General features: G+C 58.2%; 18 protein-coding genes and 2 pseudogenes. 6 read left to right on the top strand and 14 right to left on the bottom strand.

What is annotated here, in order from left to right; all coding sequences use genetic code 11:
- Positions 1-35: 35 nt before the first annotated feature.
- The 14 genes and pseudogenes from D3879_RS10055 to D3879_RS09990 all read right to left on the bottom strand — a co-directional run bounded on the left by D3879_RS10055 (position 36) and on the right by D3879_RS09990 (position 13,022).
- The gene (locus D3879_RS10055) at positions 36-1,154 is read right to left on the bottom strand and encodes a DUF3616 domain-containing protein (protein ID WP_119954110.1); all 1,119 of its coding nucleotides are present in this window, start codon (positions 1,152-1,154) and stop codon (positions 36-38) included.
- A 29-nt stretch (positions 1,155-1,183) separates the two neighbouring features.
- Complete coding sequence (locus tag D3879_RS10050; protein ID WP_119954109.1) at positions 1,184-1,543, bottom strand: hypothetical protein; 360 nt, start codon at positions 1,541-1,543, stop codon at positions 1,184-1,186.
- 23 nt (positions 1,544-1,566) lie between these two features.
- Entirely contained in the window at positions 1,567-2,070 is a 504-nt protein-coding gene (locus D3879_RS10045) for a hypothetical protein (protein ID WP_119954108.1), read from the bottom strand.
- 98 nt (positions 2,071-2,168) lie between these two features.
- Positions 2,169-2,942 carry a response regulator gene (locus D3879_RS10040; protein ID WP_119954107.1) on the bottom strand — a complete coding sequence of 258 codons (774 nt, stop codon included), beginning with the start codon at positions 2,940-2,942 and terminating at the stop codon, positions 2,169-2,171.
- 285 nt (positions 2,943-3,227) lie between these two features.
- A pseudogene (locus tag D3879_RS10035) lies at positions 3,228-4,024 on the bottom strand (SIR2 family protein).
- The gene (locus D3879_RS10030; RefSeq protein WP_119954106.1) at positions 4,021-4,581 is read right to left on the bottom strand and encodes a non-canonical purine NTP pyrophosphatase; all 561 of its coding nucleotides are present in this window, start codon (positions 4,579-4,581) and stop codon (positions 4,021-4,023) included. The pseudogene D3879_RS10035 and the gene D3879_RS10030 overlap by 4 nt, the downstream one beginning before the upstream one ends.
- Entirely contained in the window at positions 4,578-5,390 is an 813-nt protein-coding gene (locus D3879_RS10025; protein ID WP_119954105.1) for an amidohydrolase family protein, read from the bottom strand. The genes D3879_RS10030 and D3879_RS10025 overlap by 4 nt, the downstream gene beginning before the upstream one ends.
- On the bottom strand, positions 5,378-6,139 hold the full coding sequence (locus D3879_RS10020) for a hypothetical protein (RefSeq protein ID WP_119954104.1): 762 nt from the start codon (positions 6,137-6,139) through the stop codon (positions 5,378-5,380). Before D3879_RS10020 ends, D3879_RS10025 begins: the two co-directional genes overlap by 13 nt.
- Positions 6,140-6,237: 98 nt before the next feature.
- Positions 6,238-6,594: a hypothetical protein gene (locus tag D3879_RS10015; RefSeq protein WP_119954103.1), complete on the bottom strand. Its 357-nt coding sequence runs from the start codon at positions 6,592-6,594 to the stop codon at positions 6,238-6,240.
- A 379-nt stretch (positions 6,595-6,973) separates the two neighbouring features.
- The gene (locus tag D3879_RS10010) at positions 6,974-9,850 is read right to left on the bottom strand and encodes a C1 family peptidase (protein ID WP_119954102.1); all 2,877 of its coding nucleotides are present in this window, start codon (positions 9,848-9,850) and stop codon (positions 6,974-6,976) included.
- A gap of 191 nt (positions 9,851-10,041) precedes the next feature.
- Positions 10,042-10,332, bottom strand: a pseudogene (locus D3879_RS10005) (site-specific integrase); the annotation flags it as partial.
- Between the two features lie 469 nt (positions 10,333-10,801).
- Positions 10,802-11,146 carry a competence protein CoiA family protein gene (locus tag D3879_RS10000; protein ID WP_119954101.1) on the bottom strand — a complete coding sequence of 115 codons (345 nt, stop codon included), beginning with the start codon at positions 11,144-11,146 and terminating at the stop codon, positions 10,802-10,804.
- Complete coding sequence (locus D3879_RS09995) at positions 11,110-12,177, bottom strand: DUF4238 domain-containing protein (RefSeq protein ID WP_119954100.1); 1,068 nt, start codon at positions 12,175-12,177, stop codon at positions 11,110-11,112. Before D3879_RS09995 ends, D3879_RS10000 begins: the two co-directional genes overlap by 37 nt.
- A 134-nt stretch (positions 12,178-12,311) precedes the next feature.
- Complete coding sequence (locus tag D3879_RS09990; protein ID WP_218567819.1) at positions 12,312-13,022, bottom strand: peptidoglycan-binding protein; 711 nt, start codon at positions 13,020-13,022, stop codon at positions 12,312-12,314.
- Between the two features lie 640 nt (positions 13,023-13,662).
- Here D3879_RS09990 and D3879_RS09985 point away from each other — a divergent pair.
- From D3879_RS09985 to D3879_RS09960, 6 genes are all read left to right on the top strand, one after another.
- A complete protein-coding gene (locus tag D3879_RS09985) occupies positions 13,663-13,887 on the top strand; it encodes a hypothetical protein (RefSeq protein ID WP_119954098.1) in 225 nt (74 codons plus the stop codon).
- Positions 13,877-15,784 (top strand): hypothetical protein, encoded by a 1,908-nt coding sequence (locus tag D3879_RS09980; RefSeq protein WP_119954097.1) that lies wholly within the window; start codon positions 13,877-13,879, stop codon positions 15,782-15,784. Before D3879_RS09985 ends, D3879_RS09980 begins: the two co-directional genes overlap by 11 nt.
- A gap of 485 nt (positions 15,785-16,269) precedes the next feature.
- Complete coding sequence (locus D3879_RS09975; protein ID WP_119954096.1) at positions 16,270-16,716, top strand: hypothetical protein; 447 nt, start codon at positions 16,270-16,272, stop codon at positions 16,714-16,716.
- A gap of 24 nt (positions 16,717-16,740) precedes the next feature.
- The gene (locus D3879_RS09970) at positions 16,741-18,417 is read left to right on the top strand and encodes a GMC family oxidoreductase (RefSeq protein ID WP_119954095.1); all 1,677 of its coding nucleotides are present in this window, start codon (positions 16,741-16,743) and stop codon (positions 18,415-18,417) included.
- A gap of 1 nt (position 18,418) precedes the next feature.
- A complete protein-coding gene (locus D3879_RS09965) occupies positions 18,419-19,378 on the top strand; it encodes a hypothetical protein (RefSeq protein ID WP_119954094.1) in 960 nt (319 codons plus the stop codon).
- A gap of 1 nt (position 19,379) precedes the next feature.
- Positions 19,380-19,559 (top strand): hypothetical protein, encoded by a 180-nt coding sequence (locus D3879_RS09960; RefSeq protein WP_119954093.1) that lies wholly within the window; start codon positions 19,380-19,382, stop codon positions 19,557-19,559.
- The last annotated feature ends 151 nt before the right edge of the window (positions 19,560-19,710 follow it).

Genomic DNA, 19,710 nt, shown 5'->3' with positions numbered 1-19,710 from the left:
TGGCGAAGCTGGATCGGTCATCCGGCCTACGATTCTCATGGCAGTTCGAGAATGTCTGCCGTTACCGTGCTTCGCACCGACTTGCGACGCTCAGCTGCAGCGTCGTACACCACCAGCAACGAGTGCGCTTGGCCGCCGTTCGGCGCGAACAGGGTCATGCCTTCGGCATGGTCCGTGCCCTCGCCGTAAGGCACATCCAGGACTCGCTGCAATTCGCTAGCCGGCACCAGTACTTCGCCGTCGGGTGCGCTACCACCCAGCCAGCGAAAGACGCTGACAGGACCGTCGAGATCCATGGTCGGCCCGGCGAGAATCAGCAGATCGGAGCCCTGCACGCACAGGTCGCGAATACCCAGGCCACCGAGCTGAAGGAAGTGCTTGCGGTACAGGCGCCCGTCCGGCCCTATCGGTGCCAGGCGCAAGGTGGATGGGCTGTCGCCCTCGTCGACCGCCACCTCCAGCACGACCGCCCAGCCGCGCAGCACTGGCCCGCGCAGGCCGAGGAAGATCCGTTCCTCCGCCACGGCAAGGCCTTCGATATCGAAGCCGTTGTCCTTGCCCGGGATGGCGAGGAATGGCCCGAGATGCTCGTCGTCCTGCAAGGCTTCGGTCAGTTCGTCACCTTGGTCGTTGCCCTGCAGCTGGGCGGCGTACAGTTCCTTGCCATCCTGGGTACTTTGTTTCGCCAGCAGGCAGGTGCCGTCGCCGTCCAGGAGCGGAATGCGCGCCAGCAGATAGCGATTGCCGTCGCGGCTGACCTTGGCCAACTGTTTGCTGGCCTTGTCGTGACCCTCCTTAAGCTTCGGGTTCTTGCGCTTCAGGCTGTGCGAGCCCACCAGCCAAAGGTAGCCGCCGGCACAGGCCAGGCCTTCAACGTCCGCCTCTTCCAGATCGGCCGGATCCTCGGCTGCCGCTACCGGCAGCGCAAGGTAATCACTGAGCGGGAATTGCCTGTGCTGGCCGTACCGGCAGGCGCCAGGGCCATCGTCCGGGAGGCGCGTGAGGCGTTCCAGGCTAAGAGTTTCGTCGTTCGCCACCCAGAGCGTGCGGTCGCACTGCAAGACAGCGGACAGACCATCCCGTAGCGCCTTGTTGTTGCCCAGTTCATTGAAATTGGGGTCGAATTGCAGGGTTGCGACATGCGTCGTGTTCATGATGAAGGCCCTCACCTAGTTAGCCGTGACTACACCTTCGTCGGGACCGGAAGGACAAGGCCTGTCGCTGCGCTAATGGCACCATTAATTGCTCCCCAAACCACCCCTACGACTGCATTCCAAAGCTTCTCAACGGTCAGCCGAAATAGACCCTGTAACGTCTCGAGAAAGTTTTGGGTCATGTTTTCAATGCCGTCGAGGAAAAACTCCCGCGTTTCGTCCGTTATCTGGCCAGTCACTATCCCGCCGGCCACAAGTGCGGCGTGCTGGCCGATTGCTTTCAGCTGGCGTTCAGAAAATCCTTTAACGGTAGCAATGTCCTTGTTAATTATCTTATTAGCTGCGTTCTTAATATCTGTGACCAATTGGTCTATATCGATTGCTGCCATTGTCTTCTCCTGATGAGAGGAAGTTAGCGTTCAAGTGCAGCTTCGTAGGTCAGTGCCTGGTCCATGTAGATAAGCGCTTGGCCCTTAAATGCCTGAACTTCCAAGCCGGTAACGCCCTGCTTTTTGTCCGTTTCTCGCATCTTCGAGACTGTCTCTGAAATTCCCGCTAGCGCGGTGGAGCTTGAAATGACTTGGCTTAGCACCGGCGCGTTGCTCGACCCAACTATCTTCTTGACAGCGTCAAACACGTTGTTTGTCGGAACGGGGCGTGCGGCGGCTTGTAAGGCAAGCGCATCAAGGCTGCCAATGACCTTGTTGTATTGGGCTTCTCTGCTGGGGAATGTTTCCTTCGTAGTTCCACCCGCTGCTGATGCAATCAATTCCATAGTGTCTGCATTTGCGGACGTTAGGCCATCCACAAGGGCTTTGTCGTATAACGGCGCAAGCTGCGTGGCGCACGCTGCTAACGTGACTACAAGCGCGACCAATATGCTGGCTCGAAACTTTACTGCCATAAGGGTCTGCATTGACTTTCTCCTGTGTGGAGCAAAATGAACGGCTTACGTTGGATTAAGGGCGCGGCCGCCCGAAGCGAAGCGCAGGGTGGACGTCGAGCCTTGACTTGTTATGAGCCATTTGACGCCACTGCGCTCATTACTAGCTTGAACAACTCTTCAGCTCGATTTGTTGATCCAGTTGCACCACGTTCTCTTGCCATTTTCTTATGCTCTGGTAAATTTGAAGCGGCGTAGATGATGAACGGGGTCAGGTCGCCAGATATACGTAGCTTATCTAGCAGGACATACCCTTCTTGAGGGCCTTCTTTTCGGCCCATGTCTGAAATAATTGCGGCAAACTTATTCGCCTTGAGAAGTTCAAGTGCTTCGTTCGTCGAAAGCGCTAATGAGAACTCGATACCTTGGGCTTCAAATGCCTGTCGTTCATAGACATTATTATCTGGCCGGTCGTCTACCCACAGTACGCGGTTCTTCCACTGCTCTGATTTTTGCTGTTTTGGAGTACTTGATACTATGTTAACGATTTGTCTCAGTTGCGCCACCGATACCCCTGACTCGTGACCTGGCTGCTTGGCGGTAGCGGCGGCTAGCGACGCAACTGAAGCCATCTGGGCTTTAATAAAGTTTTCTTCATTCTTGAAGTCTGAAGGGCCGTAAAGCTTGTTGTGATGTTTGGCAACAAGCCAAAGAAAGCCCGAAAAGACTATAACCGGAAAAAAAACCATGAAATAGATAAGCGGAGCAATGTGATCGGAGAGCCCTTGCCCTAGGCCGACCACCAACGACGCGAATCCGTACACAAGCACTATGAAGAGCGCAATGATTCCGAGTGGGCTCTTGGTAAAGCCTAGGGCTGAGTCTGCAAATATCCGCGTATCCATGGTCTGTTACCTATGGTTCATAACGCGACATCAGAAAACAAGACTCTGCGCCAGCTGGGTGAAACCTTTCGCACGCTGTAATGAACTTAGTACCGCTGCGGGCTTCCTGCTAGCGCTTAGGAAAACGATTTCGCGATATTGATCTGTCGGGGCTGGTTCGAATGGTTCTTTACCTTGGCCCGCTGTAGCTCTGGATCGCCCCGTGACGGATAGACACCAGCGAAAGTCAGCTTCGGGTCGGCTGCTGCCGGTCGTGACCGGCCGGAGTCGACCCTTCGCGGGCAATTACTGCTGAACTAGCTCAGCAAGAAACTTCGACAGCGCTGCCTCCCTGTCATCTTCTTCTGACACAAGCATCTCTATGCCCCAGTGTCCAAGTACCTCTTCAGCCACCGGATTGGGGCGATTGGTGAAGAGATATGACTTAGGGCGCGCAGCAGCGAGAGCATGGCTGCCCCACATCTTCGTCAAGCGATAGAAGAGCAGCCGAATATTGAGATCGGTAATGCTATATCCGATGAATAGCACGGAGTTACCCAACACATCGTGCCGAAGCTTGATGTCCAATGGTGACTCGAAGTCGAGACGTTCGTAGTAGCTTGTCTCATCAAGAACAATAGAAGCGTCGTCGTCAAAGTCGCCGTGGAACTTGACGATCTGACGATGGCCATCATGCACAGCTACGAGATCCGATACGCTTGCAACCTTGGTGTAGGCCGTCCCGTAAAAATCGTGTGCAAGCTCAAGCCATCGGTCGTAGTTCGTCGTATATATCTTCGAGAAGTTACCTTGGGCGATGAATCGATGAACCTCTGAACCACCGACATCAATGCCTGGCTTGTGCCACTCCCGGTCCATCCAGCTCCGAAGCGGTCCCAATGTGCCCTTCTTTCTGCGGTAGAACTCAGCCAAGGCAAGGTGGCTGCCGTACGAGGAGAATATCTGTGGGTCGTAGCCTAGTTCAGCGGCAAGCCTGAAAATAGCTCCCCCCAAGAGGGGAGGCCAAGGTTCGCGGACACTCCAGCACCGGCGAAGAGAACGAGCTTGCCTGTCTGATATGCGTGCATCAGTTCTGCCTTCATGCCACACCCTTTACTGCTTTCAAGAATGCTGCGAAGGCGTCCAATGCTTTACGTCGCATCGAGATATCGTTCTTGCGATCCCCCATCTCTGCAAACGTCTCCGTGTACCCGTTTGGTACGAACACGCAGTCCCACTGGAAATCTCGGAGCCCTGCTGGGGCCGCAGGCACCATCCCGTGTACTTCACCTGAAAAAATGTGAATCTGTCGGCCATCACAATACCCAAGAACTGTTTTCGCGGTCACCGAAGCATCACCGAGGCCTTGCACTAAGGTTGTGAATTTGTCCGCCTCAAGTTTGTCCCAGAATATTTGTGTGAGACCTGCAGGTAGCCCGTTCATCCCGGCCAAATAGAGCCCTGTGTGTTCTACAAATAGGGGTCTGCCAATTAGTGCGAACGCCTTTGAAAGCTTGTCACGGACAAGACGTTCCACGTCGTCCGTTTGTAGCTCCTCGATCTTCTCCCTGACCGCAATTACTTCAACGCCTGCCAGTTCAAGAATCTTGCGCACCTCTTCAAGCTTGTGCTGATTTCCTGACAGGAATCTGATCTTCATGAAATATCCTTGATAAAGGAGTAACGTTTAGTATGTGTGTATTGTTCATGAAGTACATGAGTCGGAAGCCCCTCAGCCAATGCAGTCGCATGATCCTCATTCAGCCCGCGTTCATGTATCGCAGGATTATCTGAACAGATCACGAACGGTACGCCATGCTCATAAAAATCACATAGCGGGTGGGCTTTCTCTGGCGGTACCGCACCAGTCAACCGATTACTGATTGGGCACACCTCTACGCAAATATCTCGCTTTGCTAGAAGCTCCGTGAGCCAGGGGTCACTACCAGCCACGGTGCCATGCCCAATGCGATCGGCACCGAAAAGCTCAACAGCTGCACGCACGTTTTCCGAACGGCCCGTTTCTCCGGCATGAATAGTGATACCGAGACCAAAGTCGTCCTTTGCTTTCCTAAACAAACTGGGAAGCTCAATGGGATAGGGAATGTGCTCATCTCCAGCGAGATCGATTCCAACGATATTTTTTGGCCGACCCAGTGCATCGTAGGCTGAAAGTAGAGCTGCCAGGTGAACTGAGCTGTAGTCACCACGGGTGACCGTCAAGACTAGCCCCCACTGCATTGCATATAGTTTTGTTGCCTGACTTATGCAGGTGATTAACCGGTGAAGTGCTTCGGGTACCGAGCACTCTTGAATAGCCGCTAGGTAAAGAACGCTACTTCTAAGCTCAACGAAGCGGACGCCGTTGGTATGTAGCTCACTGACTGCAGCACTTACGAGGCGCTGAAGGTTCGCGCTCCAGGCGACGGCTGGACTGAATGCGGTTGGGGTAGGTCTCACTGCTTGCATGAGTGAGAAAGCCAAAGCTCAAGCGGAGGGGCAGTAGTTGCTGCTTGCGCTTGTATCGCGCGAAGTTGGATGGGGCATCCCTTTGATAAAAAGAAAGCCTCGGTAGACTTAAGTAGCGAAGCTGCAGCTTGTTCGTCTTCCGGGCGAAAGTATTTGACAAGCCCCTTGTATTCGCCTGCTAGTCGCTCTGCTCCTGGAGCGGAGTAGCTTTGTGTTTCAAGAGTTTTTCGCAACTCGTTGATAAGTGATCGGCTCAAATCACCCTGGAACTGAATATATACCAAGCGACGCTTTAGCAAGTCTGGATTTGCTGTTTGAACCTTCGAGGTTAGTTCGGCAAGGCTGTTTCTGAGCTCTTGAACAGACTTCGCGGCATCGGCTTCCTCCTTTCGAGCCGCGTCACGCAGTTTGACAGCGGCAGTAGCCTCGGCTTCGGCTGCTGCCGCAGTAGATTCGGCAATTTTGGCCTTCTCGTTCGCCTGCGAGGACTTGATTTCAGCGAGTTCTACTTGGTTCCTCGCTACAAAGTAGCTTCCACCCGCAGTGACGACTCCACCTATTCCTAGGACGATTGCACCGAGTATTTTGATGACTTCAGACCAGTAGGATCCCCTAGCCTGTCGGGGTACCGCTGCAGCTTCTTGTTCGAGCTTTGTCTTTTCGGCCTTGAGCTTCTCTGTCTCGGCGCGCAGTTTTTCAATCTGGGCGGCCTTTAGGTCGGGGTCTTCAGGCCCAGGTTGTGCTGCCATCATGGTCTCCTATAAGGCCTAACGATTAAGCTAACAGGCGAGCAAAAGCACAGCTTTGGCGAGTCCAGTGAGCGTAGCGAACGGTGTTGAGCGATTTGTTATGCATTATTTGACTCGGAGTAACTGGTGCCTACTTTATTTACCATATTTACTACTTGCTGCACTTCAGACTCAATTTCTACTGCGGGTGTTTTGATGGAAAATTTTGTGGCGCCGATTGCTCCCAGGGCCATAATTGCCAATACCGCACTGGTTATGTAGCTATTTGCCTCCCGGCCTTCTGGGGTGAATAAAGGAATAAAGGCGGCAATAGCTAGAAGAACAAAAGTAACGACTATTAAAAGGCGCTTGGTCTTTTCCTTTTCTCGAATGCGGGTGAGCATGATTTCAGAGAGAGCCCGTACTGCTTCTTGGCCACTAACAGTTGCTGAAAATCCTTCATGATTTACTTGCATGTATCGTTCTCTCCTTCCTTAGGCATAACGATTAAGCTAACGGGCAGCCCAAAGCGTAGCTTTTGGCTGCCCGGCGAACGAAGTGAGCGATAGTTGAGCACATTGTTAGCTTTGAGGCTCACTGCCTTTGGCACCTGAAAATACTGTAATTATTTCTCTTGCGCCGGGGTATTTCGAACTAAGGTATTTATGGACGGGAAAGCCAAGAGCAGCGTACAGGCACAGCCCCAGCAGGCCACATACAGGGCTTGTTAGGATAGTGACTAGTGCCTCAATAAAATTTCCGTGTTAACGGAGTAGAACCCTTCCATATTGTGGCTCCACGGAAGACGTCGTTCACGTCTTCCTCATCGGGCTAAAGGCGAATGCGCGGCTCCTGTCAGAAACCGCGCAGATCGTCCACCGGCAACTTGAGTTCCTGCTTCGGCTCGGTTCCGGTTATGCGCTTGAGCGTCCGGCTCACCACATCCACGTTGTTGTCGAAGCTGCCATGGGTCGACTTGATGGTGACGTTGGAGCGGTTGGCGGGCTTGTCCGATCGGTAGCTGAACACCGTGCCTGCGTCGAGGATGTCGATCTGCTTGCGCCTGGCCAGGCCCGCCAACTGGATGGCCTGGCGCCATTTGCCCAGTGCCTCGCCGGTGCTGGAGGAGCCGTCCCAGCCCTTGTACTCGGGATCGAGCACGTTGGCCTGGCCGAGGATCGGCGTGCGCAGGTCGCCTTCCAGCGCGTTGGACACCAGGTAGAGCAGCGACTTGCCGTAGGGGCCGATACTGTCGTCCCGCTCGTTGCGGTCCGAAAGGATGTCCAGGTAGAGGTTCTGCATCAGCGTTTCGTGGGGAGCGAAGTGGCGATTGGCAAACTGCACCGTGCAGGCTGGCGCGTAGAGGTGGAGCGAGCGGACGTTCGTTTCGAGGCCGCGTGCGGCGAACAGGTCGATGACATGGCCAAGGAAGATCGAGCCGGCCGAATGTCCCACCAGGTGGACTTCCAGATCGTCGCCCCAGGTCCTGGCCAGGTTCTGCAGGGCCGTCACCAGTTTGTCGCCGCCACGGGTGGGTAGGCTGGCGAACTCGGCGTTTTCTTTCATCTCGCTCCAGATCGGACGGGCGAGGGGGCGGCCAATTCCCCGTTCGAGGAGGATGTCGGCCCCGTCCTGGATGCTCTCGCGCAAACCGCCGGCACGGGCCCGTTCGCGCTGGAACATGTCGGTGATGATGTCCGTGATGGATTCGAGTACACCGGTCTTCCAGACGATGAACAGCGGATAGCAGCCGTTGCCCAGGAAGTAGCGCCCCATCGCCCTCGCACGTTCGATGGCGGCGGCCTGGTCGTTCAGTCCGCCGTGGACGTAGAGCACCAGGCGCTTGGTCTTGCCCGACTGGGAACGGAACCACTGGTCCGGCAGCCCGCAGGCCTGGTACAGCAGTGAACGGCTCAGCTCGTCCTGGGTGAGGTGGCGATCGATACGTCCGTTGTTGCCGAAGATCACGCTGTGCTCATAGGCCTTGGGTTCATCCCACCACTGGGAGCTGTCGGCCGCGGCCGCGGCGATTGCCGTACTGCGGCCTGCGGCCAGTTGGCCGAGCATCACCCCCGGTACGCCCAGGGCTGCAACCCAGGCGTCCATGCCATTGGCGAGCCAGTCGGCGTAGGTCAGCAGGGCGAAACCGCCACCCCCCCAGGTGATGCCCCAGGAGTTCTGCACGATGAAGCCGGTGGCATTGAAACCGACCAGGGCGAAGGCGTGGCCGCCGCTCTGCGACGGCCTGCCGTCGAACGGAATGGCCGGCAGGGCGCCATGTCCGTTGACCTTGCCCTTGGGTTTTGGCAGTTGGTTCCAGCCGTCGTGAGTGAAAGCGGACACATAGATCCCACCGACTTCGCAGATGGCGGCCTGCAGATCGGTGATGGAACGGATGTCGATCCGGTAGTAGACGCCCAATGTGTTGTCGGTTGCCCGGGTGGCATAACCGAACTTCGGCGGCAGGGTGCCTTGGTCATCGTAGGGCCAGTCGGACTCCAGGCACACGCCGTGGTGGTGCCAGCCCTTCAGGGCGCCACGGCAACTGGAGCCCTCGTAGTCCTCGCCGGCGAACTCGTCGTAGCGTCGCGCGTAGTTGTAAAGCATCCGCGGGCTGACCGATTCCGGAACTTTGCCGTTGCCGTTCTTGCGCCAGCGCAGGTAGTTAACCACGCAAGCCAACCCGAAACCGGTGCAGGCACCTTCCCGGCCCTGGTCGAGGATCAACCCCGACTGGGTATAGCGCGGCAGATACTCCTTGATCAGATCGTCACTGGGAAAGGCATCGGGCAGGCTCAAGGGCGGTGGCATGTAGGTGCGGTCGCGCAGGTCCACCGGGTCCTTGCTGGCATCGAGCTGACGCGCGACTGGCGTTGGCGCCGCTGCAGCCTTTTTCGCCGCCGCGCCCCTGACCTGACGGGCGCGAGTCGGCTGTGGAATCAGCTCTGCAAGTCTGAAGACATCGCTGAAGCGGTCGAGGCCGTGGGAGCCGCCGTTGACCTCCTTGCGGGCCGCGCGGTAGTTGTCACTGGCCAGGGCGGTACGAATCCTGGACGCCCGGTCGGCAAGGAATCGCGCAAGGAGGATGGCCGCCACCTCGGGAGCATTGGCAAGGTCCGGCTGCGCTTCGATATCCAAGTCGATCTTCTCTGAATAGACGTGATAGTTGTGGCGCCCGGTCAGTTGTACGAAGCCACGGCCGCGGAAGTTCGCGCCATCACCGGACTCGGTGTTGCCGAGCGCCGCTCTGCCGTCGTAGGCGCTGAACGGCGGCATGCCCGGCCTGGTATTGAACTTCGAGGGAAACTCCGAAATGGGCACGAAGCCTTCAGTCTCGGCGCGAATGGTGCCCAACGCGGCCAGTATCATCGGTCTGTCTGTCAGGTCGGCCGCTGCCAGGGCCGCAGCGACATAGGGAAGGTAGCGTTGGATGTTCGAAGGTTTGGTTGCGGGGAATAGAGGCTTCACCGCATCCACGCTGAGCGCCATGGCCAAGTCCTTGAGCTTGCGCAGACCCAGCAGGCTCTGGCAGTAAGGACCGACCAGCCCGTCCGCCACTATGCCGATGCCCGATTGCCAGTGACGGACCGCCGATTCCGTCAATGCGTCGAAATCACTTCCTCCTGCAAGTCCGGGGAATCCTCGCCCGTCGTCGGCCAGTGCCCTGGCCAGTTGCTTCCGAAGTTCCGCTACTTCATCGCCACTCTTGTTCCGTGCCAGCAGCATGTCCATGACTCTGCCTCCCGCTGTCCGTTTTCCTTGCGCTGCATTGGCTGCAGCCCATGCCGGGCACCTGACGTGCAGGGTTGACCGACCCTGGTCCAAAACGGCGCTGAGACGACGGGAACAACACCACGGAGCGACTGTTTTCAGGTCTGGTGCAAGGCATTTTTTGGAGTATAGCCGTGCTGGAGAAGATGTCATTGCTCAGTAATCTCAAATTGCACCGGGCGCTGAGTTTTCTGCTGCATCACGATGGCTCGCGACGACACATGGTCTCCATGGGCTATGTCCCGCACACGAAGCTTGGTTAAGTCGCAGGCTCGCAGCTTGCTGTCGATGGCCAGGTCGAATAGAGCAAGATCCCGGGTTCTCTCCGCGATCTGGAGCCTTAGCCGAATGGCCCAATTATCTCTGAGCTGCAGTGGGGCTTTCTGCCCGACCAGCTTTCCCTTGTTCCAAGGGCAATGGTTGTAGGTGGCGCTGGATTTCATGGCTTGTCCTCCGCATTGAGGGAGGGCAAGGGTGGATCAATCACGGCACACGGTCGCTAACCGGCCAAGTGCAGCCATTCGAGGAGAGCAAATTCCGGCCGGAAGCAATGGGATGGACTACCGCTATTACAATGGGCAGAAGTCGGCCAATAGCAGGTACTCAAAACTGCCTACGGAAGCCAGGGCGATTCACTGCTTGGTTTTGACCTTGGGTTCGGAGCTGACCACGATGGCACCGAAAAAGCTGCGGAATAGCTGAGGTTGTACATCCCAGGACGCAACCCAAGGTCGGGCTTTACCCCATCCTCTATGTTCAACCAAAGGGATGCTGAGCGTCCCTCTGAATCACCCTGCATGGCATGCTTCCAGAAGAACACCCAGTGGTTCGTCGAGCGCCGTTTCGGTTGGAATTTACTGTCCTTGAGGAGGTAGCTGTCGAAGGCCTTCTGATTGAAGATGACGACAGGCTTCAACCCAGCCGCCTTAGCTGCCCCACAAACTCTTCAAGCCAATCCAATTTGGTGGCGAGCTTGAGCGCAAGCTTCTTCTCCCGATTGATTCCGTCGAAGTCATAGCCATCAACTCTGATCTCGATGTCCCAGCTCCCGCAGGCATGATAGAAGCTCATCCAAGAGTACTGCCAAAACGTCGCGCTCCTTCGATAGTCGCAAGACCTTCCTGGCTTGTGCGCCCAGTGCCACACGTACACATCGCCAAGTTTAGCTGTGAGCACTTCCTGGCAACTGGGGCAGAAGCCGTCCTCATCGCGCGTGGCTGTTATTCTTCGACCATCCGGTGTCTGTGCGAGAAACATGCAGGATCCTGTCTGTGGAACTCGGCTTCCGATTGGCTTTGCTCAGTGTTCCAGTTCTGCCAGGCAGCTTGCTCAGCTGCATGAGCGTCCGAGCAAACCTTCCTTGGGCGGATGTTCTCGATATCTACGTCTGCTCGCAGTGAATAGACGTATCGATGAGCGTGCTCGACGATGAATCTTCGCACCTCCAATGCGGTGGACATCGACAACACCGAGCCTCTTTGTGGCGGGCGACTGCCGACCCGAGAGTAGAGCAGGTGGTTGGGAGTTAGCGGTAACAGGATTTCAGAGCCTTGAAAGCCCCATCCGCCGCCAAACGTGTAATGTCCCTGCTCGTAGTAATTCAGCTTGATGACAGGATCGTCGCTGGTGGGCCAGTGGACTCCCTCGGGAGCCATAAGGACAGTCCATCGTTGTCGCAGTAGATGAGCAATCGTGCTCGTCAATAAGTGTTTAGTTGAGCGAAGCCAGAACATGCGGCCGATTGTGGCTTCTGCGCGAATAAGCCCGCCGTCGCCGTCAGAGGCGCTTTCGACTTTTACTTTAATGGGCCAAGGATCTGGCGCATCGGGATTTGCAACAATTGGCTTCCCAAGCCTTGCCCGTTCCTTCAGCTCTGAAACTGACGTTTGCAGTGCTTCGTCGAGAACTTCTGGCAGCGTTCTATTTTGTCGATTCAGCGTCTCGATAAGTCGAGCAGGCGTTCGCACGTCTTGAGCCGCTAGAAACCGGATAATCTGCTGCCAGTCAGACCGACTGATCTGGTTGCCCTTTATTAGTTTTTCTAGGGCAGGTTGGGCGGGTGCTTCGAATTTCTGATCGAGCCAGCGCTCGAATTCATCTGTCTCACCTTGCGCTGCAAGGTAGGTGTAGAGATGTTTGTGAAAAGCGATGCTTTTGACTGAGTGTGCTTTCCACGGCGGGATGTTCTGGTTAGAAACCAGTAAGCGATAGGTTTTGACCTTGTTATCTATTGCCCAATGCTTGAGATAAAACTGCGGTACATAGTGATTGTCCCTGTGAAACTGCATCTCGCAACATCCTAGCTGTTGGGATGCCTGTAGTTTACCGTGAAAGTGCCCGGCGAGGAGTTGTCGGGCGCTTTGGGTTCACAGTTCGCCATCGAGCAGTCGCCCTACGTAGAGCGACTGCCAGTGAAGAGGCGTTAGATTGATGACGGCTGAGGCATCCAGTCGTTACTGGGCATGATCCTAAGCATGCATTGATCAAGCAAAGCCGCGCACGTAGATGATCGGGTGGTAGGGGTGGTGGGTTGAGCCGGCCATGTCGGGAGCTCCATGTGGGTTGGGGCCATCTGCGAGGCAGGCGCTGCCTCGGTTTGCCAGTTGCTTGGGTCAGGCCACGCCAGAGGAGTGGCTCGCTCTGCGGTGGGACCGCGTCGCGTCAGCAATTGGGCGATCAGCGCGGCGTCCACGATGCCGGTGGGCGGCAGCCCGTGCGCCTGCTGAAAGTCCTTGATCCGCGCTGCGCTGGTTTGCCCGCAAACGCCGTCGGCCTTGATATCGGAACCCCGGCCAGACAGGCCCAGTTGCACCAGTCGCACATCCAGCCCATGTGCCAGCGAGGTCTGCAGCGCCAGTGCGCGGCTGCCCGGCTGGGGCCCGTCATAGCAGCCCAGCGGTGTCCCATTCAGGGTGGCGGTGGAAACCTCCTGGCCGCGCACCACCAGCGGCAGGTCCAGTCCCCAGTGGTCCAACTGGATAAGTCGCTTGAAGGCCTCCATGCGGTAAACCGTGGGGTGCAGCGCCTCGTTCTCGTGCGTTGCCAGCCAGTCCTCGCGGGCATCGACGTAGGCCGCGATCCACGCCTTCTCGCCCATCCGCCGCATCAGGCGCGCCACCGTGCAGCGCGCCACGCCAACGACTCACGCGTGAGCTGCCGCCAGACCTTACGTACGCCGTAGTCCTAAAGTTTTCCTCCCAGACGCGCCGTATATGTTCGCTCGATACGTCATCGCGCTGCGTACGGGTGGGGCGCCCACGAAGCAAATGCCGGGGAGGCCCTATGGAGAGCGATTAAGTGCCTTGGCGCAGGGACTAGCGCGGGTGGGCCGGTCGAGGCTGGGATTACTGCCGTAGCCCGGATAAGCCGGAGGCGCAATCCGGGGTGACCAGGCGGAAGTACCCGGATGGCGTTGCGCTTACCCGAGGAGCTACAGGGGCAAGGATAAAGACCCATTCGAAGTTGCGTATATCGCGAAATCGTTTTTCTAAGCGCTAGCAGGAAGCCAGCAGCGCTACTAAGTTCACTACAAAGTGCGAAAGGTTTCACCCAGCTGGCACGAGGGCTTGTTCCCTGATGTCACGTTTTATCCGGACACCTGTCGCGTTTGCTTCGGCGGATAACAAGAAAATCAGAGCGGTACGAAAACCAACAGAATATTAGGCGACATTGGCTGGCGTGTTATACGACAGGGGATGTCGCCTAATAGTAGTTAGGCGGTGGAAAGCTGCTATGTCGTCCCTTTCTACGTCGTCCCTTTAAGGAGGGTTGTTATGTACACACTGTTACGTCTTCTTCCCGTAAAACGATTGGCTTATGAGCAGGTGCCCGCGTTGACATTCGCGTGGATCATCGCGGAGCTTTTCTTCAAATTCCACAGCTTCACCTTGGAGTGCGCTGCCTTCTTGGCAACTTGGTTCATGCTAGATGCGCTTATCCAAAAGGTAGTGCGCCCGCTAGTCACACGCCAAGAAGAAAGAGAGCATCATGAAATCTGATTCATCGAATCAACATGAAGAGCCGCATCGTGATTCTTTGACAGTGTTGAAGGAGCTTCTTGAGCAGACGCGGCTGCTCGCGGAGATCCGCCGCGATGTGGAACTTGGTCCGTGTCTGCTCGACAAGATCGGCCGCATCGCGTGCCTGACTGCCAACGAGGTCCATCAGAACACCCTGCAGCTCAAGGCACTCCGGCAATCGCTGGAAGCGCTCGTCGAGATGTACCGCACGGTCAACCCGGCCGCAGCGGTGGAACTCGACAGGCTTGTCAAGCTGCGGGCTGAGATCGAGCGCTGCTGTCCGCCGGAAGACGCATGCGAGACGATCTGCCACTACGTGCCGTGCAAGCCGCTGGGGGGCATCCGTCGCGGGGACGGCTATTCGATGAAATCGCGCGGCTCCGTGCTGGCCGTGCCCTACAGCGAACGGCCCCACGCCCCCTGGAAGATCGTGCCACGCGTGCCGCACGAGGCCGACGAGAACCTGCCGCCGGTGCCGCTGGGACCGATCGTGGGCCCGATCGTGCCGTCGGCGCTGACGCCGCAGCCGCTCGACTACCAAAGCGGCGCGCCTACACCGGGGCCGCAGGATCCTGTGACCTTCCGCACATTCACCGAGGATGGCGTCGTCACGACGCTCTGGCCGCCGGATATGACCGGCGCGAAGGCCGGGGACGTCGTGCTGATGTCGGGCAATCTCTGGTTCGAGCTGTCGACCGATGGCGGCAAGACGTTCACCGACGTAGACTTCACCAAGGTCTTCGCCGAGGAGAAGACCTACGGCGGGTGGGCGGGCGACCCCGTGCTGCACTACGTGCCAGCGATCGACTGCTTCGTGTTCTATGTGCAGTCGAACCACACCGGGAGCAACCCGAACAAGAACGTCGTGAAGGTCGCGGTCGCGAGCCCCGCCGATCTCAAGACGCACAAGGGTGGCAACGCGGCGTGGCAGCGGCAGTGGGATTTCACCTCGGATACCTTCGGCCTCGGCGATCGTTGGATGGACTTCCCCGACATCACTCACGACGATAAGTTCCTGTACGTCTTCACCAACGCGTTCACCGGCAAGGACTTCCAGGGCAAGCTGTTCTTCGAGCTGCCACTCGCAAGCCTCAAGGCGGGCGGCACGATCAATTTCCAGTTTGCTTTCGTCAACGAGACAACGCTCACCTTCGGGTCGCCGGCCCAAAACATCAGCGGGGAGAATTACTGGGCCGCCCACGTCAACAACTCGACGCTGCGGATCTACTCGTCGAAAGGGACCGAAAGCACCTACGCGTGGCGCGAGCGAACCGTCAATAACTGGCCGATGTCGACCAAGACGGGGCAGGACATCGTGTCCGCCGCACCCGATTCGTCGGACTGGGTCAGCACCTCGCACCAGATCATCGGTGCGACCCGCGTCAACAACCAGGTGTGGTTCGCCTGGACTGCGGACGCCGGCAAAGGCGGCGCCGGCGGCTTTGAGTTCCCGTACCCGCACGTGCAGATCGCGAAGTTCGACCTGGGGCAGGACTACAAGCTCGTGGAGCAGATGCAGGTCTGGAACGCCGACCACGCGTACACCTACCCGAGCCTGACGACCAACTCGGATAACGAGGTCGGCATCTCGCTCGCCTGGGGCGGCGGCACCAAGCACTACGGCAGCCACGCGGTCGGCATTCTCGGCGACTTCGTCGTCTGGTACGGGACGGCAAGTGAGCGCACAAGCACCCGCCTGATGCCCACCCGGTGGGGGGACTACGTCCACGTCCGCCTCGCGTACCCTGATACGCGCTTCTTCAGCGCCTTCGGCTACGCGGTGCTCAATGACGCGAGCGCGACGCCACCCGAGAAGGCGGATTTCCTCTACGTCGAGTTCGGGCGCGAGAAGCCGGGGCCGCCGGTGATCAAGTAGGGTAAGGGGGTCATTTCTTGACTTTGCATTGCCTAACAACCGCTTCGAGAGGGACGCCGCAAAAAGCGCCCCTCAAGCGGAGCGTTAGGCGGTAAAAGCAAATAAGGTGCGCACATGGAAGTTACGCAAGGCAATCACAAAATCTGCTTTCATTCTGGCACTTCAAGTCGCCTGGAAGAATCCAACCCGCACCATCTGCTTGGCTCTCGCCGACATACCGCATGCACCCGCTTCAACCCTGAACTCGGCACGCGTATGCTCAAGCCCACAAATCCAGCATCGCCAAGTCGTCCAGCTTTTTGCGTCCGGCTTGAATCCGCGGCGCGGCCTAACAAACGGTTCAAACCGTTCGCTTCGCTCACTGGGACCGCGTTCCGCGGCCCCTTAACCTAAACGTTCGGCGGTATTGGTTACCGAGGAATGATCCGCGATATCGAGCGAAGGCCCCCAGGTACTGAGAACAGCGTTCACCTAGTGGAGGTACTATGGACGACACTCAAGCATTCATGGAATTTTCCGCTCTCTTGACGGGCCTCTACGATCCGCTCCTGAACGATCCGGAGGACCGAGCCCTCAATACCCCAGTCGCTGAAGAGTATGCCCGCCGACTGAAGGGCACGTTCCCCCAGGAGTTCCCGGCGCTGCTGCAGGTCTACAAGGCTCTCGCCTCCGCCGATCCGAAGTCTCCGGTTGATGACGCGCTTCTGGCGGCGCTGCGGGCGACCCAGGCTTTCAAGGACAACGAAATCGTCGCCAAACAGATCGTGAACGTTTGGTACTTTTCGCAGTTCAATGACAAGTCGGGCGCCCACCACATCGACGGCGGGTTCTACGAGCGAGGCAATGTGTGGCCCATCATCAGGGCGCACCCGCTGGGCTTTTCCACCCAGTTGCACGGCTACTGGACGCGGGTGCCCGCGGAACAGGACTGACCCAGACAAATCAAGGAGACCCTGATGAAAGACGACTACGACGTGATCGTGATCGGCTCGGGCGTTGCCGGCGCGCTGTCCGCTTGGAAACTCGCCCAGGCTGGGAAATACCGGATTCTGATTCTGGAGGCCGGCCACAACGGCATCTCTCACGGCCAGCGGGTGGAATTCCATCACACGATGGACGTGCAAGGCGCTCGCGGAGACATGTTCGCTCCCTACATGGCTCTGGAGAGCCGGAAGTACGCGCCGGCCGCCGAGAAGGCGCAGTGCGAGTTGGCCGAACAAAAGAACGACCCGAACAACTACTACGACTACGCGCCTGACTTCAACGGTGATCCGTTCAAGGCGAGCTACAACCGCATGGTGGGGCAGCACCTGGTCGTGGCGCGGAAACATGGGCGGGATTGGCCGCTCGACTACAACGAACTCGAACCCTGGTACTGCCAGGCCGAGTGGGAACTCGGCGTTTCCGGCAACCACGAGGAGTGGGACGGGCTCCACGGCGGCTACCGCAGCCAAGCCTTTCCGATGCTGGGCATCCCACTCTCCTATAGCGACCAACAGGTCAAACGGCGCGTTCACGGCAAGTCGGTGCGCGGGAAGGTCGTGCATGTCGTGACTACTCCCCAGGCGCGCAACACGCGCGCCTTCGATAACCGGCCAGCGTGCGAGGGTCACTCCAACTGCATTCCCCTTTGCCCGATCCAAGCTAAGTACGATGCGACCGTGCATCTGCGCCGCGCGCTCCAGCTCCCCGGAGTCGAGTTGCGGACTCGCGCCGTGGTCTCTCGCCTCGAAAAAGGCAAGGACGGACGAGTGAGCAAAGTCCACTTCATCGATTGGACGGCGGACGACAATCCTCAACCGCGGTGCGTCCAAGGCGCGGTGGTGGTGCTCGCGGCGCATGCCATTGAAACTCCCAAGATCCTGCTTAATTCGGGCGGCTTGGCCAATTCGAGCGGACAGGTGGGCCGCAACCTGATGGACCACGTGCAGTTCGAGCTGATCGCCATCTTCCCGGAGCCGCTCTACCCGTTCCGGGGACCGCAGAGCATTGCCAGCATCGAAGACTTCCGCGACGGGCCCTGTCGTGCCCAGCGCAGCGCGTTCCGAATGACCGTCGGCAATGACGGGTGGGGACGGACTGGGTCGCCGGCGACGGTCATCGACGGGTTGCTCAAGGAAGGGAAGTACAGCTCCGCGCTTCCGGCGGCGATCGCCGAGCGCATCCCGAAAATGCTGCGGTTGAGCTTCTCCACGGAAATGCTGCCGGAGTCGACCAACCGTATCGAGCTTTCCGACAAGACTGACGCGCTGGGACTGCCGCGCCCGCGCTTCACCTTCGACGTCGGAGACTATGCCCGGGGCGGCTTGCGTGAGGGCCTGGAGACGGCGACGGAGCTTTTCGGCCTAATGGGGGCGACCATTAGTCCCAGCGACAAGCCGCTCATCAACCCTCAGACCGGTCGCATGAACTGGAACACGGCGGCCCACATCATGGGCACGACCATCATGGGAGACGACCCCAAAGACTCGGTGGTTGATCGCTGGGGTCGCGCCCATGACGTTCCCAACTTGTGGATTGTCGGCTCAAGCGTGTTCACAACCAGTGCCACGGCGAATCCCACGATGACCATCGCCGCACTGACCTTGCGTACGGCCGCGGCTATTCATCGCCAGATGCAAGGGGAGGCTTGAGATGGCCGATGCCTTTTTCACGGTAGGCGGCCTGCCGCGCGCCGTCACGTCCATTCGGCGCGATGCCAACGGCCAGCCGCAATCGCTCAACGCTGCCATCCCCGACGGTGATACGGTCGGCGTTCATGTTGCCGGCAGCGGCTCGGTCCGTTTTCTCGGGATCGATACGCCCGAGAAGTCGTTCCAAGTGCCTGGCGCGGCCGGCGCTCGGCGTCTCGATTCGGCGGAGTGGGAGACCTATCTCACGGATCCGTTTCTCCCCCAATTCGGGACGTTCCCGCTCGAGACGCCGCTCGCGGATCACCTGCGCACCCGCATCGGCGCCGGGGCCGCAAGCAACCATCGCTTGCACGGCGACAACGCCGAGCAGGCACTGATCGCACTGGTCCAGTCCGACATCACCGCTCTGGGACAGAACCTGGATACGTTCGCGTTCTTCCTCGCCTTCTCATTCGAGGTGTTCGATGCCTACGGCCGGTTCCTTGCCTTCATTAATCGGAACCAGCCCAACCCCAACAACCCTGGTCCGCGGCCGCTTTCCTACAACGAGCGGATGCTCGAAAACGGAGCGGCCCTGCCGTATATCATTTGGCCCAATATCGACCCGTTCCGCGCCACGCCACTGCTTGACGCGGTGCTTGATCCCGGAACCGCGAATCAGGTCGCGCAGGCGACCCCGGCGTTGCGCCGGGCGCGCGACTTTGTCCGACAAGCCCGCGCCAACGGAAGCGGTGTCTTCAATCCGGCGAATCCGCTCCGCTTTGAGGCTTTCGAGGTGCGCTATTTGGGTCGGCGTGAGTTGCCCAATCGAGCCGTCATCGACTTGAGTCGCAACGACGACGTGATTCTTCGCCCCCAGAGCTACTTCCGCATTCCCAATCCGGAAGACCGCCTGTTCATCCCGCCTGCATTTGTTCCGCTGTTTGCCGCGCGTGGATGGCGCCTCGAAGGTTGGTTTTAAAGTGGGCAAGACCGCATTTGGAACGTTGCGGGTTTTCGAGCCGAACCAGGCGCTGCAGCAGACCTTCAACGACGACGGCACGGTGACGTTGAATTGGCACCTGGCGAGCGATGGCGACCACCAGGTAGGCGAGGGGAGCCTGGTGCCCCTGGAGGAACTGGAAGAGGAGGCGCCGTTCTGATCGGCTCACAACAAAGCCCGCACGAGGCGGGCTTTGTGCTGCTTCAATTGGCCATCATCCTGGGGAGTTCCTGCTCAAGGATTCAGCACGGCTTTCTGGTTCAGGTTCCTGTGAACAAAACTGCATTCAATTGAGTTGCAGATAACCTGCT

The sequence above is a fragment of the Pseudomonas cavernicola genome, from assembly GCF_003596405.1.
In the GTDB taxonomy this organism is placed as follows: domain Bacteria; phylum Pseudomonadota; class Gammaproteobacteria; order Pseudomonadales; family Pseudomonadaceae; genus Aquipseudomonas; species Aquipseudomonas cavernicola.
This window is presented reverse-complemented; position numbering and strand designations above follow the sequence as displayed.

Bases quoted from the DNA above. Each gene is read 5' to 3' on its own strand.
- D3879_RS10055 (WP_119954110.1), bottom strand. From the start codon at position 1,154: ATGAACACGACGCATGTCGCAACCCTGCAATTCGACCCCAATTTCAAT.
- D3879_RS10050 (WP_119954109.1), bottom strand. From the start codon at position 1,543: ATGGCAGCAATCGATATAGACCAATTGGTCACAGATATTAAGAACGCA.
- D3879_RS10045 (WP_119954108.1), bottom strand. From the start codon at position 2,070: ATGCAGACCCTTATGGCAGTAAAGTTTCGAGCCAGCATATTGGTCGCG.
- D3879_RS10040 (WP_119954107.1), bottom strand. From the start codon at position 2,942: ATGGATACGCGGATATTTGCAGACTCAGCCCTAGGCTTTACCAAGAGC.
- D3879_RS10030 (WP_119954106.1), bottom strand. From the start codon at position 4,581: ATGAAGATCAGATTCCTGTCAGGAAATCAGCACAAGCTTGAAGAGGTG.
- D3879_RS10025 (WP_119954105.1), bottom strand. From the start codon at position 5,390: ATGCAAGCAGTGAGACCTACCCCAACCGCATTCAGTCCAGCCGTCGCC.
- D3879_RS10020 (WP_119954104.1), bottom strand. From the start codon at position 6,139: ATGGCAGCACAACCTGGGCCTGAAGACCCCGACCTAAAGGCCGCCCAG.
- D3879_RS10015 (WP_119954103.1), bottom strand. From the start codon at position 6,594: ATGCAAGTAAATCATGAAGGATTTTCAGCAACTGTTAGTGGCCAAGAA.
- D3879_RS10010 (WP_119954102.1), bottom strand. From the start codon at position 9,850: ATGGACATGCTGCTGGCACGGAACAAGAGTGGCGATGAAGTAGCGGAA.
- D3879_RS10000 (WP_119954101.1), bottom strand. From the start codon at position 11,146: ATGTTTCTCGCACAGACACCGGATGGTCGAAGAATAACAGCCACGCGC.
- D3879_RS09995 (WP_119954100.1), bottom strand. From the start codon at position 12,177: ATGCAGTTTCACAGGGACAATCACTATGTACCGCAGTTTTATCTCAAG.
- D3879_RS09985 (WP_119954098.1), top strand. From the start codon at position 13,663: ATGTACACACTGTTACGTCTTCTTCCCGTAAAACGATTGGCTTATGAG.
- D3879_RS09980 (WP_119954097.1), top strand. From the start codon at position 13,877: ATGAAATCTGATTCATCGAATCAACATGAAGAGCCGCATCGTGATTCT.
- D3879_RS09975 (WP_119954096.1), top strand. From the start codon at position 16,270: ATGGACGACACTCAAGCATTCATGGAATTTTCCGCTCTCTTGACGGGC.
- D3879_RS09970 (WP_119954095.1), top strand. From the start codon at position 16,741: ATGAAAGACGACTACGACGTGATCGTGATCGGCTCGGGCGTTGCCGGC.
- D3879_RS09965 (WP_119954094.1), top strand. From the start codon at position 18,419: ATGGCCGATGCCTTTTTCACGGTAGGCGGCCTGCCGCGCGCCGTCACG.